The 13,973-nt window shown below is 63.0% G+C and carries 11 protein-coding genes; 3 read left to right on the top strand and 8 right to left on the bottom strand.

Annotated features, from left to right (window positions below):
- Nucleotides 1–119: 119 nt before the first annotated feature.
- A complete protein-coding gene (locus NKH63_RS18100; RefSeq protein ID WP_352465855.1) occupies nucleotides 120–1,574 on the top strand; it encodes a glutamate synthase subunit beta in 1,455 nt (484 codons plus the stop codon).
- A gap of 36 nt (nucleotides 1,575–1,610) precedes the next feature.
- On the opposite strand, the gene NKH63_RS18095 is transcribed toward NKH63_RS18100, so the two are convergent.
- The gene (locus tag NKH63_RS18095; RefSeq protein WP_352590572.1) at nucleotides 1,611–2,861 is read right to left on the bottom strand and encodes an SGNH/GDSL hydrolase family protein; all 1,251 of its coding nucleotides are present in this window, start codon (nucleotides 2,859–2,861) and stop codon (nucleotides 1,611–1,613) included.
- 26 nt (nucleotides 2,862–2,887) lie between these two features.
- Nucleotides 2,888–4,114, bottom strand: coding sequence for a lytic murein transglycosylase (locus NKH63_RS18090; RefSeq protein ID WP_023719093.1), 1,227 nt, complete (start codon nucleotides 4,112–4,114; stop codon nucleotides 2,888–2,890).
- 207 nt (nucleotides 4,115–4,321) lie between these two features.
- Here NKH63_RS18090 and galU point away from each other — a divergent pair, with 207 nt between their 5' ends.
- A complete protein-coding gene (gene galU / locus NKH63_RS18085) occupies nucleotides 4,322–5,227 on the top strand; it encodes a UTP--glucose-1-phosphate uridylyltransferase GalU (protein ID WP_023719094.1) in 906 nt (301 codons plus the stop codon).
- Between the two features lie 129 nt (nucleotides 5,228–5,356).
- Here the strand turns inward: galU and NKH63_RS18080 are convergent, their stop codons facing one another.
- Nucleotides 5,357–7,108: an outer membrane beta-barrel protein gene (locus NKH63_RS18080; RefSeq protein ID WP_352918325.1), complete on the bottom strand. Its 1,752-nt coding sequence runs from the start codon at nucleotides 7,106–7,108 to the stop codon at nucleotides 5,357–5,359.
- 150 nt (nucleotides 7,109–7,258) lie between these two features.
- Between NKH63_RS18080 and NKH63_RS18075 the strand changes: the two genes are divergently transcribed.
- Nucleotides 7,259–8,260 carry a KpsF/GutQ family sugar-phosphate isomerase gene (locus NKH63_RS18075; RefSeq protein ID WP_023719096.1) on the top strand — a complete coding sequence of 334 codons (1,002 nt, stop codon included), beginning with the start codon at nucleotides 7,259–7,261 and terminating at the stop codon, nucleotides 8,258–8,260.
- A gap of 7 nt (nucleotides 8,261–8,267) precedes the next feature.
- Here NKH63_RS18075 and NKH63_RS18070 read toward each other — a convergent pair whose 3' ends face one another.
- The 5 genes from NKH63_RS18070 to omp10 all read right to left on the bottom strand — a co-directional run bounded on the left by NKH63_RS18070 (nucleotide 8,268) and on the right by omp10 (nucleotide 13,862).
- Entirely contained in the window at nucleotides 8,268–8,732 is a 465-nt protein-coding gene (locus tag NKH63_RS18070; protein ID WP_023719097.1) for an NfeD family protein, read from the bottom strand.
- Nucleotides 8,733–8,736: 4 nt separating this feature from the next.
- Nucleotides 8,737–9,684, bottom strand: a complete 948-nt coding sequence (locus tag NKH63_RS18065; RefSeq protein WP_352918323.1) for an SPFH domain-containing protein — start codon at nucleotides 9,682–9,684, stop codon at nucleotides 8,737–8,739.
- Nucleotides 9,685–9,813: 129 nt separating this feature from the next.
- Nucleotides 9,814–10,878 carry a ferrochelatase gene (gene hemH, locus NKH63_RS18060; RefSeq protein WP_352918321.1) on the bottom strand — a complete coding sequence of 355 codons (1,065 nt, stop codon included), beginning with the start codon at nucleotides 10,876–10,878 and terminating at the stop codon, nucleotides 9,814–9,816.
- A gap of 151 nt (nucleotides 10,879–11,029) precedes the next feature.
- Nucleotides 11,030–13,180, bottom strand: coding sequence for a 5'-nucleotidase C-terminal domain-containing protein (locus tag NKH63_RS18055; RefSeq protein WP_352857395.1), 2,151 nt, complete (start codon nucleotides 13,178–13,180; stop codon nucleotides 11,030–11,032).
- 307 nt (nucleotides 13,181–13,487) lie between these two features.
- Nucleotides 13,488–13,862: an outer membrane lipoprotein Omp10 gene (omp10, locus tag NKH63_RS18050; RefSeq protein ID WP_023720183.1), complete on the bottom strand. Its 375-nt coding sequence runs from the start codon at nucleotides 13,860–13,862 to the stop codon at nucleotides 13,488–13,490.
- Nucleotides 13,863–13,973 lie beyond the last annotated feature (111 nt).

Genomic DNA, 13,973 nt, shown 5'->3' with positions numbered 1-13,973 from the left:
GCGTCCCGGCAACCATCTTCATCAACAATCCTGACCTCGGACTGAAGGTTGCCACGGCTGCCTTATGAGGTTAACGGGTGCGTCGCCAGGCGTGCCTTCCGGACAGCAGGGACTGGACTATGGGCAAGGTAACAGGGTTTCTCGAGATCGATCGGCAGGTGCACAAGTACCAGCCGGCTTCCGACCGCATCCGGCATTTCCGCGAGTTCACGCTGCCGATGTCGGATAAGGAGGTCGAGAAACAGGCGGCGCGCTGCATGGATTGCGGCATTCCGTATTGCCATGGACCGACCGGCTGCCCGATCCACAACCAGATCCCGGACTGGAACGACCTCGTCTACAATGGCGACTGGGACAACGCGATCCGCAACCTGCATTCGACCAACAATTTTCCGGAATTCACCGGCCGCATCTGTCCGGCACCTTGCGAGGAAGCCTGCACGCTGAACCTCGAGGACATTCCGGTCGCCATCAAGACGATCGAGCAGGCGATTGCCGACAAGGCCTATGAAACCGGCCATATCCGGCCCTATCCGCCGGAACGGAAGACCGGCAAGCGCGTCGCGATCATCGGCTCGGGGCCGGCCGGCATGGCGGCCGCCCAGCAACTCGGCCGCGCCGGCCATGACGTTCACGTCTATGAGCGCGAGAGCCGGCCGGGCGGGCTGATGCGCTACGGCATCCCCGACTTCAAGATCGAGAAGCATTATATCGACCGGCGCATCGAGCAGATGCAGGGCGAGGGTGTCAGCTTCCATTGCGGCGTCAATGTCGGCGTCGACAAGCCGGTCGCCGAACTGCTCGCCGAATACGACGCAGTGCTCTATTGCGGCGGTTCCGAAACGCCGCGCCCGGCCAACATCCCGGGCGACGATCTCGACGGCGTGCACGACGCGATGCCCTATCTGGTGCAGCAGAACAAGCGCATCGGCGGCGAGCCGATCCAGTCGGTGGCATGGCCGTCGCGCCCGATCGTCGCCGGCGGCCAGCATGTCGTCGTCGTCGGCGGCGGCGACACTGCCTCCGACTGCGTCGGTACCGCCTTCCGCCAGGGCGCGGTGCGCGTCACCCAGCTCGACATCCGGCCGCAGCCGCCGGAAAAGGAAGACAAGCTGTCGGTCTGGCCCTACTGGGCGACCAAGATGCGCACCTCATCCTCGCAGGCCGAAGGCGCCGAGCGCGAATTCCAGGTGGCGACGCTTGAATTCATCGGCGAAGACGGCCAGCTGACCGGGGTCAAATGCTGCGAGGTCGACGAAAAGCGCAAGCCGATCGCCGGCACCGAATTCGTCATCCGCGCCGATCTCGCGTTCATCGCCATCGGCTTTGCCGGGCCGGCCGCTCGAGGGCCGGTGTCGGAACTCGACGGGCAGATGACGATCGTCACCGACAGCCGCCGTTCGAAGAACGTCGAGGCCAATGACCGCGATTACAGAACCAGCGTCGAAAGGCTCTATGCGGCTGGCGACGTGCGGCGCGGCCAGTCGCTGGTCGTCTGGGCAATCCGCGAGGGCCGCCAGGCGGCGCGCGCCATCGATGAGGCTCTGATGGGATCGAGCGTGCTGCCGCGCTGAGTCCGTTCCGAAACTCTACAGAAAGAGTCGCCGGTTTTACTGCCGGATCGCCGTCGTCGTGTCGGATGCAGCAGCCGCAGTCGCAGGTTGTATCTTGGGCGGCCACGAGAAATCGTCGGCGCGGCCGGGCGAGGCGTCGGTCGCCTTGCCCTCGACGATCAGCTTTTCGCCGGGCAAATTCTTGTCCGCCTTTGCCGGCGGGGCGGCGCCGAGAAGTTCCGAGCCGCCGTCCAGCGCCGGATCGCTGAGCAGCATCGGCACAGTGCGATCGGCGGCTATCGGTGCGGCAGCAGGTGCCGGCGCCTCGACGGGAGCGCCGGCCGGGGCAGAAGCTGTGACCACGCTTCCCGGAGCGGCCAGCCCAAGGATCTTCATCAGCGGCTTTTCGGTGTAGAAGGCGAGCTTGCGCTTGCCGGCCTTCGACATGTTGATGCCGTCGTCGGAGCGCAGGCGCACCGATTGGCCGTTTATGTCCGGTCCGCTGGTGATAAAGGCGCCGTTCTCGTCGACGAACCCGTCCCAGACATCGACGAATTCGCCGCCGTGGCTTTCGGCGGACGAGCGGTAGATGTCGTTGAAGGCCAGCATGTCGGAGGTCATTTTCGAGACCCGGAAGGCCGGCATGCCAACCCATAGATACGGCACCTTGGCTGAAGCGATGGCTTTGCCGAGCGCTTCGGTCCGGCGCTCGTACTCCTTGGTCCAGTTTTCGGATCGCGGCTGCTCACGCACATCGCCGACGCGCATCTGCTGACGGTCGTTCGATCCGAGCATGACGACGACGGCTGCCGGTTTTTCGGCAGCGATCAGCGACTTGACCTGTTCGGGCCAGTTGTAGACATCGTCGCGCACGAAGCTGGACGAGCCGTTGGCGCGGACGACAATCCTGACGCCGGTGTTTTCGGCAAAGGCGGCGTCGAGCCCCTCAGCCAGTCCAGACGCCATGAAATCGCCGACCACCAGAACGACGCGCGCATCGGGCGCCTTCTCGGCCACCGGGGTTGTCGGCTCGGCCGGCGCCGGCCGGCGAACGGACCGGGGCTTCCTCAGCTTGGGTCTGGGCTTTGTTCTCTGGAATTCTCTCGGGAATTCGGGCGGCGGCTGCTCAAACCGCTCGCTTCTGCGCGGAAACAACAGGTCGCGCAGCGACCAGCCACGACTTTCCGGCTCCTGCGCCATGGCCGAGGTATGAAAGGCGCTGGCCGCGCCGACTGCCAGAACGACGATCGCCAGAACGAGGATCGGCACGCGACGAACGATCAACCGGATGCGCGCAGCCGAAACCAATCACCCTCTCCATCCCGTAACCGGCTCTAGTTTTGCCTGAGCCATTTGAGCACTTCCTTGCTCGGATACCCGTCCTGGGTCAAGCCGGCCTTTGCCTGGAAGGCCATGATGGCGGTTTTCGATCCGTCACCGATCTTGCCATCGAACTTGCCGTCGTAATAGCCGTGCTCGGAAAGTCGCTTCTGAAGCTCCTGCCTTTCCTCGAAGGAGAGCTTGGTAAACGGTCGCTTCCAGTCCTGCACAAGCCCGCCATAGCCGGCGATTTCGTCGGCAAGAAGGCCCACGGCGAGCGCATATTTGTCGGCATTGTTGTAGCGCTTGATGACCGAGAAATTCTTGATCATCAGGAAAGCCGGCCCGCCCCGGCCACCGGGCAGCTTCAACGTCGCCTTGTCCCCACCGTTCTTGAATGGCTTGCCGTTGGCACGGGTGACGCCAAGCGCCTGCCATTGCGACAGCGACTTCGAGCCCCCGGGCAGCTTCTTGCCGTCCGGAAGGCTGACCTCATAACCCCAGGTCTTGCCTGCCTGCCAGCCGTTCTTCCTCAGCAAATTGGCGGCTGTCGCCAGTGCGTCGGGAATCGAATTCCAGATGTCGCGCTTGCCGTTGCCGTCCATATCGACCGCATAGGACAGGTAGCTGGTGGGGATGAACTGGGTATGACCCATCGCGCCGGCCCAAGAGCCGCTGAGATGGCTTTCGTCGATGTCGCCGGTCTGCAGGATCTTCAGCGCCGCGATCAGCTGGGTGCGGGCAAATTTCGCGCGCTTCGGGTCGGCATAACCAAGCGTCGCCAGCGAGCGCACGACATTGCGCATGATGTCATCGCGCTTGAGGGTTTCGCCGTAGTTCGACTCCATCGACCAGATGGCCAGCAGGATGTAGCGGTCGACGCCGTATCTTGCCTCGATCCTGTCCAGCCACGGCTTCCATTTCCTTGCCATCTGCTGGCCGACGGCGACCGACTGGTCATGGACGCGGTTGTCGAAATAATCCCAGGCGGGTGCGGTGAATTCGGGTTGAGTACGGGCCTTTTCCAGCACCATCGGATCAGCATCGCTGATGCCCTTGAATGCCTGGTCGTAGACGGAGCCGGAAACGCCGCTCGCCACGGCGGTAGCACGGAAGCTGGCGACCCATTGGCGGAAGCCGGCATCGGCAAAAGCCGGCCCGCTGGGCATGAGCAAGGCAAGCGAGAGGCTGGCGGCCGTCAGGACGCTGGTGAAGCGCCTTGCGACGTTGCGAACGGACATCTTTTCCTCCTTCTTTATCTCAGGAAGACTATTCATCGCCGAACCCGGTTAGCATTTGGTTTACCATAGGTGCCGTCCGGGATGAAAAGATGCGTCGACGCTTTACCAGCTGAGATTTCTGTCCCGTCGTTCAGTAATGCTCGATTTCGGCATGAAAATGTCTCGAATCGGGATTGCCGAACCGGCATGCAAATGGATAATTGGCACATGAAGAGAGTTCGCAAGGCAGTATTCCCGGTTGCCGGTCTCGGCACGCGCTTTCTCCCCGCCACCAAGGCCATTCCCAAGGAAATGCTGACGGTCGTCGACAGGCCGGTCATCCAGTATGTGGTCGATGAGGCGCGCGAAGCCGGGATCGAGCATTTCATCTTCGTGACCGGCCGCAACAAGGCGGTCATCGAGGATCACTTCGATGTCCAGTTCGAGCTCTACGACACGCTTGCGCAGCGTGGCAAGGATGATCAGCTCGCCCGCCTGCAGCGGCTGCAGCCGGCGCCGGGGCAGACCAGCTTCACCCGCCAGCAGGTGCCGCTCGGCCTTGGCCACGCCGTCTGGTGCGCGCGCGAGCTTGTCGGCGACGAGCCCTTTGCGCTGCTGTTGCCCGACATGATCATGCAGTCGGAAAAAAGCTGCATGAAGGACATGGTCGAGCTTTACGCCGAGACCGGCAACAACATCGTCGCCGTGCAGGAATGCGATCCCGCCGAGGCGCACAAATACGGCATTGTCGGCCGCGGCGAGGACGCCCATCACGGTTTCAGCATCACCGGCATGGTGGAAAAGCCGAAGACCGGCACCGCGCCGTCGAACCTCTTCATCAACGGGCGCTATATCCTGCAGCCGGAGATATTCAAGATACTCGAAGGCCAGGAAAAAGGCGCCGGCAACGAGATCCAGCTCACCGATGCAATGCTGAAGCTGCAGAAGCAACAGCCCTTCTACGGCTACCACTACCGCGGGCGGACGTTCGACTGCGGCTCGCCCGAAGGCTTCGTCGAGGCCAACGTTGCCTTCGCACTGTGGCGCAGCGACATGAATGCAAGCATGGCCGGTGTCATTCGCACGCTTCTCGACGAACTCGCGCCGTCAGAACGCCGCGGCGTAGCCTTCTAGCTTCAACACCGGTTCGCGCTGACTGGCTAAAGTGCGCCGCATTCGACCAGCCTTATGCGATGCGCTTTAGGTTCTTGTTTTATGCATGTCGTTATCGCAAAACCGCTGCACACTTTTGCGCGACATGCATTAGCGCTGCAACTTCAAGCCGACGAAGATACTGTTGGCCGTGTAGTCGCGTCCAACCAGGTTGCTGGTCAGTTTTTCAGTCCTGACGCGGGTGGTGAGCCCGGCATAGCGGTTCAGCCACCATGTCAGCCCAGCCTCGGCGCTCAGCGTCAAATCATGATCGTCGGAGCCGGTATAGTCGCGCCATTCAACGCCGAGAGCGGCATTTCCGGTCAGGTTGGCGCGGATTTGCCGCTCGCCGGTGAGGCTGCTGGAATAGAGCATGTCGCCGCTTTCGCCCGCGTTCGTCGTGTTCTCGGCGGTCGTCTGTGCGGTGAGGCCGATCGTGGTGCCGCGTTCCGGCGACCATTTGAGATCGGCATTAACCGTCGCGCCCGAAATCGCCGGCAGGGCGTTGTCGTCGATAGCTTCGCGCAACCAGCCGACCGAGAACTCGCCGGTAAGCTTCTCGCGGAGATCGAGCTCGACGCCGGCCCGTGCGCCAAGCCGCGTCGAGGAGCGCTGGAAGCCGTTTGGATCGACGCGCAAATCATAAGCGCGCCGGCCGACCTCGATTTCGGTGAACGGAGTGATGGCAGGCGAGATCTCGTAGCCGGTGCGCAAAATGGCCGTATAGAGCGTCGAGTCGCGGCCCTTCTGCGACAGCGATCCCCCCGACGAAAGCTTGGCGTCACCAAAGATGTCGTGCTCGACCGCGCCGGTCAGCGCGAAGCGCATCTTTCCCGCATCCTTCTCGACGGCGAGGCTGCCGCTCACGGTCTGGCGCACCGGCTGCCCAACGGCGCCGACGATGGCGTCCGGCGCCGAGGCCGATTCGGGCACGGCCTCGTAGCCAAGTTTGGCGATGGCGCGCAGATCATTGTCGAGATCGATGTTGAGCGTGCCGTCGACGCGGCCTTGCGCCTCGTGAACGTCATAGCCGGACAACGTCTCGCGGAAGATGCCATAGCCCTCAATCGTCGCCGAATTCTCCCGCCAGTCGGAGACGGCGTTGAAGCGCAGCGTCGTTTCCGACAGCAATGCCGGCTTGCCGAGGCTGCTCGAATCGGCGTTTGTTGAATACGTCAGGCCTTGCTCGAGCGTCGGCCGGATCACGAAGGAGCCGAGCTGGATGCCGGTGGCGGCGAACGGGTCGTCCTCGTTCTTCTTGTCCTGGCCTTCGATGGCTTCGGTGCGCTCGGCGCCGGGGTCGAGCTTGAGCCTTTCGGCGGAATCGATGGTCACCGCACGGCGGTTGGCCGTATCCTGCTCGTCTATGGCGGCGGTGTCGGTGTCGTCGGTCGTCGGCGTCGCTGCAGTCGCAGTGGCGCCTCTCTTGCGCTTCTTGTTGTCCACGGCCTCATCTTTGGCCTTGCCTTCTTCGACGGCGCGTTGCGTTGCGCTCGGCCGCCGTCGTGGCGGCGGAGCAGGGTCGGCAAACGGGTCGTCGCTGGCCGCTGGTGGATCGAAAGTGCCGCCGGTTGTGGCCGCCGCCTCGCCCGTGCCGTCGTCAGGCAAGGCCCCCGGGCTGGCCGGACGATAGGTAGGCAGCGGCGTATCGTCGTTGGCGGTTGCAGCAGCCATGCCCAACTGCCTGATCCTGTACTGCTGGTCGTCCAGGATTGTCGATTCCGAAACCTCACCGCGCAGCTCGATTTCCTGGGCGCAAAGCAGTGCCGGACGCGACAACGCAAGGACACTGGTTGCCAGCAGCAAAGCGCAAACCGCGTTGCCCTTTCGTCCTATTTTGTTTTGAGGCTGAAACCCGGACATCGGCACCACTGCTTGCGCGGCGCACGCGCGCCATACTTACGAAACCGTAAATGGGGATGGTTAACGGAGCGTTGAGGGATCGCCCGCCAAGGTGTTCTGGGCGGCAATTCCGTTGGACAGGCGCGCGCCGAAGCGCTAATCGCATCGTCCATGGACGTGAAATCCCCAGACAGGAAGCCGCTCGACGAGCAGGCCGCGATTGCCTCGGCGCTGAGAACGGTGGCGACAGAGCAGGCCGGCGTCGCGGCACTGGCAGACGCGCTCGAAAACGGGCTGGCCGAGCCGTTCGCACGGGCGGTCGACATGGTGTCGCAGATCGATGGCCGCGTCATCGTCACCGGGGTCGGCAAAAGCGGCCATATCGGCTCGAAGATCGCCGCAACGCTCGCTTCGACCGGCACGCCGGCCTTCTTCGTCCACCCTGCCGAAGCCAATCACGGCGACCTCGGCATGATCGCTCGGAACGACGCCATCATCGCCCTGTCGTGGTCGGGGGAAAGCCTCGAGCTCAAGGGCATCATCGCCTATTCCAGGCGCTTCTCGATCCCGCTGGTCGCGGTCACCGCCGGCGAAAAATCGGCTCTGGCGCGTGCAGCCGACGTGGTGCTTCTGCTGCCGCGAGCCCCGGAAGCCTGTCCGCACGGCCTTGCGCCGACGACCTCGACGCTGCTGCAAATGGTGATGGGCGATGCGCTGGCCATCGCGTTGCTCGAGGCGCGCGGCTTCACCCCGGACCATTTCCGAACGTTCCATCCCGGCGGCCAGCTCGGAGCCAACCTGACGCAGATCCGCGAGATCATGCATGTCGGCGACAGGCTGCCTCTGGTGTCGTCCGGCACCGGCATGCGCGAGGCGATCCTCGAATTGTCGCGCAAGGGGTTTGGCTGCGTGGCGGTCACTTCGGCGGACGGCAAGCTGATCGGCATCATCACCGATGGCGACATCAGGCGCCATATCGGCAGCGATCTTCTGGCCATGAGCGTCGATCAGGTGATGACCAGAGAGCCAAAAATGGCGGCGCCCGACACACTGGTTGCGACGGCGCTGCAGACGATCAACGATTCTGCCATTACCAGCCTGATGGTGGTCGAAGGCAGACGGCCGATCGGGCTCGTCCATCTGCACGACCTGCTGCGCATCGGTGCTGCCTAGCGGGCTTCTAGACTGCCTCGACCGTCAGTTCCAGGTCGGTGTCGGCGGCACCGGTCACGCGCACCTGCGTGCCGGCCGGCAGGTCAGGGCCGGAGACGCGCCACAACGTGTCGCCGAGCTTGATGCGGCCGCGCCCATCCTTGATCGGCTCGGCAAGGGTCGCCGTCCGGCCGACCATCTGCGCGCCGCGCCGGTTGAGCAGCGGCTGGTCGGTTTCCTCATGCCGCCCGCCCACCAGCCGCTTGCCGACATAGGCCGAGACCAGCGACAGCGCGAGGAAGGCGAGGACCTGGACCTGCCAGCTCCAGAAACCGGCGTCCCAGATGAGCAGCGAGACGACGCCGATCAACAGCGCGGCAATGCCGATCCACAGCATGAAAATGCCCGGCGCGACGACCTCCATCACCAGCAGGACGAAGCCGAGGACCATCCAGCTCCACGGACCGAGTTCGGAAATGATGCGATCGAACATGGCCTCAGGTCTCGCTGGGACGAACCACGGGCGGGCGGGCCTGTCGTGCTGGACTGGCGGTGCCTTCGCCCTTGAAAACTTCCCTGGCGATTTCACCAATGCCGCCGAGCGTGCCGATCAGTGAGGAAGCCTCTATCGGCATCAGCACGAGTTTGCTGTTTGTCGCTGCACCGATCCTGGTCAGCGCTTCTGTGTATTTCAGCGCGACAAAGTAGTTGAGCGCCTGCACGTCACCCTTGGAAATCGCCTCCGATACCACCTGCGTGGCGCGTGCTTCAGCCTCGGCCGAGCGCTCGCGCGCCTCGGCATCGCGGAAGGCGGCTTCCTTGCGGCCCTCGGCCTCTAGGATCTGCGATTGCTTGAGGCCTTCGGCGGCGAGGATCTGGGCGCGCTTGTTGCGCTCGGCCATCATCTGGCGGCCCATCGATTCGACGAGATTGGCCGGTGGATTGATGTCCTTGATCTCGACACGGGTGATCTTGATACCCCAGGGGTGCGCGGCCTCATCAACGACGCGCAGCAGGCGCTCGTTGATGGCATCACGGTTTGACAACAGCTCGTCGAGGTCCATCGAGCCCATCACGGTGCGGATGTTGGTCATCGTCAAATTGAGGATAGCGTTCTGCAGGCCGGCGACCTGGTAGGCGGCCTGCGCCGCGTTGAGCACCTGATAGAAGGCAACGCCGTCGACGGCCACGGTGGCGTTGTCGCGGGTGATGATCTCCTGGGTCGGAACGTCGAGCACCTGCTCCATCATGTTCATCTTGGCGCCGATACGGTCGACGAGGGGCACGATGAGGTTGAGGCCCGGGCTCAATGTCTTGGTGTAACGGCCAAAGCGTTCGACGGTATAATTGTAGCCTTGCGGAATTGTCCGGATGCCCTTGAAAAGCACCAGCACGACAAGGGCGACAAGAACAAGAAGCGCAATATCGAAACCACTGAAACCCATTTTGGCTCTCCCCTCAAAGGCCATGTTGGACATTGCCACGCGGCCGATTCCACCAAACACTTAAGTGTGTTTCAGCAATGTTACAATCAGGTGATCACGGATTGCGGGTGCATGGACGGCGGGATCCATTCAAGCCCAGCCGGACAGCTCGCGCCGCACCATTGCCTCGATCACCGCCATGCCCTCTGCACTGTCGTTGAGGCAAGGGATGTGCGCGAACTTTTCGCCGCCGGCATGGTGGAAGGTCTCGGCCGCTTCCCTGCCGATCTCGTCCAGCGTCTCGATGCAATCGACGGAAAAGCCCGGATTGACGATGGCGACCGATTTCACGCCTTCGCGCCCCAGTCTTTCGACTGTCTTGTCGGTGTAGGGTTGCAGCCATTCCTGCGCGCCGAAGCGCGACTGGAAGGTGGTGATCAGCTTGTTCTCATCCCAGCCGAGCTTTTCGCGCAGCAGCCGCGTCGTCTCCAGGCAATGCGCCTGGTAGGGATCGCCCTTGTCGGAGTAGGATTTCGGAATACCGTGATAGGAGGCGATGACGATTTCCGGATCGAAGTCGAGGCTCGCCAGATGCCCTTCGATCGAACGGGCGAGCCCCTCGATATAGGCCGGCTCGTTGTAATAGGGGGGCACGCTGCGAATGGCTGGGGCGCGGCGCATCTTCATCAGCGCGCGAAACAACTGGTCGTTGGCGGTCGCAGTCGTCGTCGCCGAATATTGCGGATAGAGCGGGAAAGACAGGATGCGGTCGCAGCCTTGCTCGACCAGTCTGTTGGCCACGCTCTCGGTCGAAGGGTTGCCGTAGCGCATCGCCCAATCGACGATCACATGGGATAAATCGCCGAGCGCAAGCCCGAGTTTCTCGGACTGGGCACGGGTATAGGTGCGCAGCGGCGACTCGTTGCGCTTCCGGTTCCATATCCTGGCATAGTTGGCGCCCGACTTCTTCGGCCGGGTGGTGAGGACCAGGCCGTAGAGGATCGGATACCAGACCGCCTTGTTGAGTTCGATGACGCGCGGATCGGACAGAAATTCCCTGAGATAGCGCCACATCGGCTTGAAGTCGGTGCCGTCCGGGGTGCCGAGATTGATCAGCATGACACCGACCTTGCCTGTCCCGACCGGAGGGTGTCCTGCCGGGAGCGCGCCGGCGGTCGTTTCGGCTTTGCTTTCAGCAGGGTTGGCAAGCGTCATGGGGTTCTCCAACACCGCGAAACCAGCGGTGCCGCGGCGAAGGTAGCGATGCCGCGCCGGTTTTCAAATGCAGCGTCTGGCCGCACCTTATCCCAGAAATGCAGCACCCGCCCGGTTTGCCGGGCGGGTGCATTGCGTTCCTGCGGCCGGATTACTTCGAGGCCGCCGGGATAGTCAAGGTTGCGCCGACCGGCAGCCGGCGTGGCTCGTAGGCTTTGTTGGCATCGAAGATCATTTTCCATTTGGTACCGTCGCCATAGGCCTTCACCGCGAGATCCCAATAGGTATCGCCGGCGACGATTACATGGCTGCTTTCGGCCGGTGCCGGCTCAGCCGGCTTGGCGGGCTCGGCAGGTTTTGCCGGCTCACTTGGGGCCGGTTCACTCGGGGCCGGCTGACTCGGGGCCGGCTGACTCGGGGCAGGCGCCGTCTCGGCCGGTTTGGCCGGTACAGCCGGAGCAGGGGTGGCCGGAGCCGGTGTGGCCGGAGCCGCAGGTGCCGCCGGCTGGGCCGGCTCGGCGGGTGCGGGGGCCGCCGGCGCGGTTTCAGCCGGGACGGCCGGTGGTGTTTTGGAAATGTCGCCGGAGCCGGCCGGCATTTCGGGCATTGCCGGCTCAGCAGGCTTTATCGGCGCTGCCTCAGCAGGTTTTGGCGGTTCGGCCGGGTTGGCTGGTTCCGCGGCCGGGGCTCCGGTCGCGGCGATCTCGGTGATGCGGCCGTCGAGCTTCGGCGTATAGGGCCGGTGCGCGCCGAGGTAATCGGCGACGACCTGTTCCAGCCCCGGGCCGTAATCATAGGCGTTCTTGGCCTTCTCGGCGAATACCTTGTAGCCGTCACCGCCCTGGCGGACATAGTTGTTGGTGGCGACCAGATAGTCCTTGTCCGGTTTGATCGGCGTCCAGGCGCCGCCTTCCATGACCTCGACCGATTTGACGCGTCCATTAGGCGGCGCCGATTTGTCGAACGCATATTTCAGGCCGGCAACCTGCGGGAAGCGCCCGGCGCCGTCCTCGACCTGACTGAGGCCGCTTTCCAGGCCGGCAACCAGATCCTTGCCGGTGATCTGGAAGGTCGCCAGCGTGTTCTGAAACGGCAGCACAGTGAGAACCTCGCCCATGGTGACGGTGCCTTGGTCGATCGAGGCGCGCAAGCCGCCGCCATTCGAGATGACGATCTCGACACCTTGGCCCTTGACCCGGTCGAGGACGGCGTCGGAGACCAGATTGCCCATCTCGCATTCGCGGGCGCGGCAGTTTTCGCGGCTGCCGTCGATCGCCTTGGTGGTCTCGGCGACTTCCTTGTTCTTCAAAGCCTCGATCGGGGCGCCGAGTTCCTTGATGCGGGCAAGCACGGCGGGGTCGGGCGTGATCGATTTGTCGAGATGAATGGGATCGCCGCTTGCCTCTTTGACGACGCCATTGTCGTCGAAGACGACCTTGAACTCGCCGAGATATTTCGAATAGGACGCCGCCTGCACGACCGGCACTTTGTAGCCGTCCGGATTGTCGACCATCGTCGGATAAGGGCCTTCCGCCTTGGGGTCGGTGTTGGACAGCAGCGAGTGGCTGTGGCCGCCGACCACCACGTCGACGCCCGGGATCTTGGCGATCACGTCGCGTTCTCGCTTGTAGCCGATATGGGTGACCGCGATGATCTTGTTGACGCCCTCTCGCTTCAGTTTCTCGACCTCGGCGGTGATCGACTTGACGTCGTCCTCGATGGCGATGTTCGGGCCAGGCGTGGCAAGCTCCGGCGTGTCGTTGGTGACCGCGCCGACGATGCCGATCTTCTGGCCGCCGACCTCGACCACGATCGACGGCTTGACGCGGTCGCCGAGCTTGGATTGCGCATTGGCCTTCACATTGGCGCCGAGCACCGGAAACTGGATCATGTCGAGGAACGGCGCCAGCGCCGACTCGCCATCGTCGAACTCATGGTTGCCGACCACCTCGGCATCGAATTTCATCTGGTTGAGGAATTCGCCTTCGGTCTTGCCCTTGTAGGTCGTGTAGAAGAGCGAGCCCTGGAAATTGTCGCCGGCGCTGAGCAGCAGCACGTTCTGGCCTTGCAGCTTCTTGCGCTCCTGCGCGATCGCGGTGACCAGGCGGCCGGCGCCGCCGACGCATTCGCCCTTGGTCTCCTCCTCGGCCGAGCAGGTCGATTCATACTTGTTGTTGCTCTCGATGCGGCTGTGCCAGTCGTTGATGTGCAGGATGTTCAGCGTGTAGTCGGCAAAGGATACGCCTGCCGACAGGCCAAGCGCCGATGCCGACAGCGCGGCGATGGCAGCGATCTTCTTCATTCTCGTCTCCCGGATAACTTGAGTACAGCGCCGCGCGTCATTTGGGACGCGCAAAGTACCAATTTTATTTTGCGCATGATCCTTTCCGAAAATCGACTCCGATTTTCGGAAAGGATCATGCGCAGACGCGTTTAAAGCTCTTGTTTGACTGGGATGTAACAGCCCTCTCGGGCCATGTTCACATCGCGTTTCAGTCGATGCAAGCGGAAATCGGCATCAGCTTTGCCGGCGTAAAAAGGCTTTGCCGGCGTAAAAAGCGGCGGCTTGAAGCCGCCGCCCTTTTGCAAAGTCAATTCGGAATCGGATTTCAGGTGCGCCTGGTCAGCACAAAATTCTGCCCGCTCGCGCTGGTGCAATTGAGCTGGCTTGTGGAGACCATCAGGCAGTTGAAGCTGATCGGCGTCTGGCGGATCAACGAAGTGCCATGGATCTCGACCGAGGTGCCGCCGGTCATGGTGTAGCTGCCATCGGCAAGCTTCTGGCCGGTGTCGGTTGCGACGGTCGCGAAGCTGCCGCCCTTGAAGGTGGACAAGCCCGTGCCCTGCGCGTCGATCCAGGAGCCTTCAACCCCTTTGGCCGTGATCACCGGCGGCTCGCCTGGGCCGGTTGTGGTGCAGGCCGCCAACGCGACCGTAGCGGCCGCGGCAATGCCAGCCGAAAGCAGTCTTTGCGCGATCGTCATCTTCAAAATCCTCTCCTCTCGCATCGGCCCGAAAATCGATCCGATTTTCGGAAAGCACGATGCTCACATTCAAAGTGCTAGAGCGTACTTTGTGCGTCCAAATGGACGCAC

The sequence above is a fragment of the Mesorhizobium sp. M0960 genome (assembly GCF_040319055.1).
GTDB lineage: Bacteria > Pseudomonadota > Alphaproteobacteria > Rhizobiales > Rhizobiaceae > Mesorhizobium.
Note: the sequence above shows the minus strand (reverse complement) of the source record. Positions and strands in the feature narration are given on the sequence as shown.

Coding starts and splice junctions, on each gene's coding strand:
- NKH63_RS18055 (WP_352857395.1), bottom strand. CDS start 13,180: ATGAAGAAGATCGCTGCCATCGCCGCGCTGTCGGCATCGGCGCTTGGC.
- NKH63_RS18065 (WP_352918323.1), bottom strand. CDS start 9,684: ATGGGTTTCAGTGGTTTCGATATTGCGCTTCTTGTTCTTGTCGCCCTT.
- galU (WP_023719094.1), top strand. CDS start 4,322: ATGAAGAGAGTTCGCAAGGCAGTATTCCCGGTTGCCGGTCTCGGCACG.
- NKH63_RS18080 (WP_352918325.1), bottom strand. CDS start 7,108: ATGTCCGGGTTTCAGCCTCAAAACAAAATAGGACGAAAGGGCAACGCG.
- hemH (WP_352918321.1), bottom strand. CDS start 10,878: ATGACGCTTGCCAACCCTGCTGAAAGCAAAGCCGAAACGACCGCCGGC.
- NKH63_RS18090 (WP_023719093.1), bottom strand. CDS start 4,114: ATGTCCGTTCGCAACGTCGCAAGGCGCTTCACCAGCGTCCTGACGGCC.
- NKH63_RS18075 (WP_023719096.1), top strand. CDS start 7,259: ATGGACGTGAAATCCCCAGACAGGAAGCCGCTCGACGAGCAGGCCGCG.
- omp10 (WP_023720183.1), bottom strand. CDS start 13,862: ATGACGATCGCGCAAAGACTGCTTTCGGCTGGCATTGCCGCGGCCGCT.
- NKH63_RS18100 (WP_352465855.1), top strand. CDS start 120: ATGGGCAAGGTAACAGGGTTTCTCGAGATCGATCGGCAGGTGCACAAG.
- NKH63_RS18070 (WP_023719097.1), bottom strand. CDS start 8,732: ATGTTCGATCGCATCATTTCCGAACTCGGTCCGTGGAGCTGGATGGTC.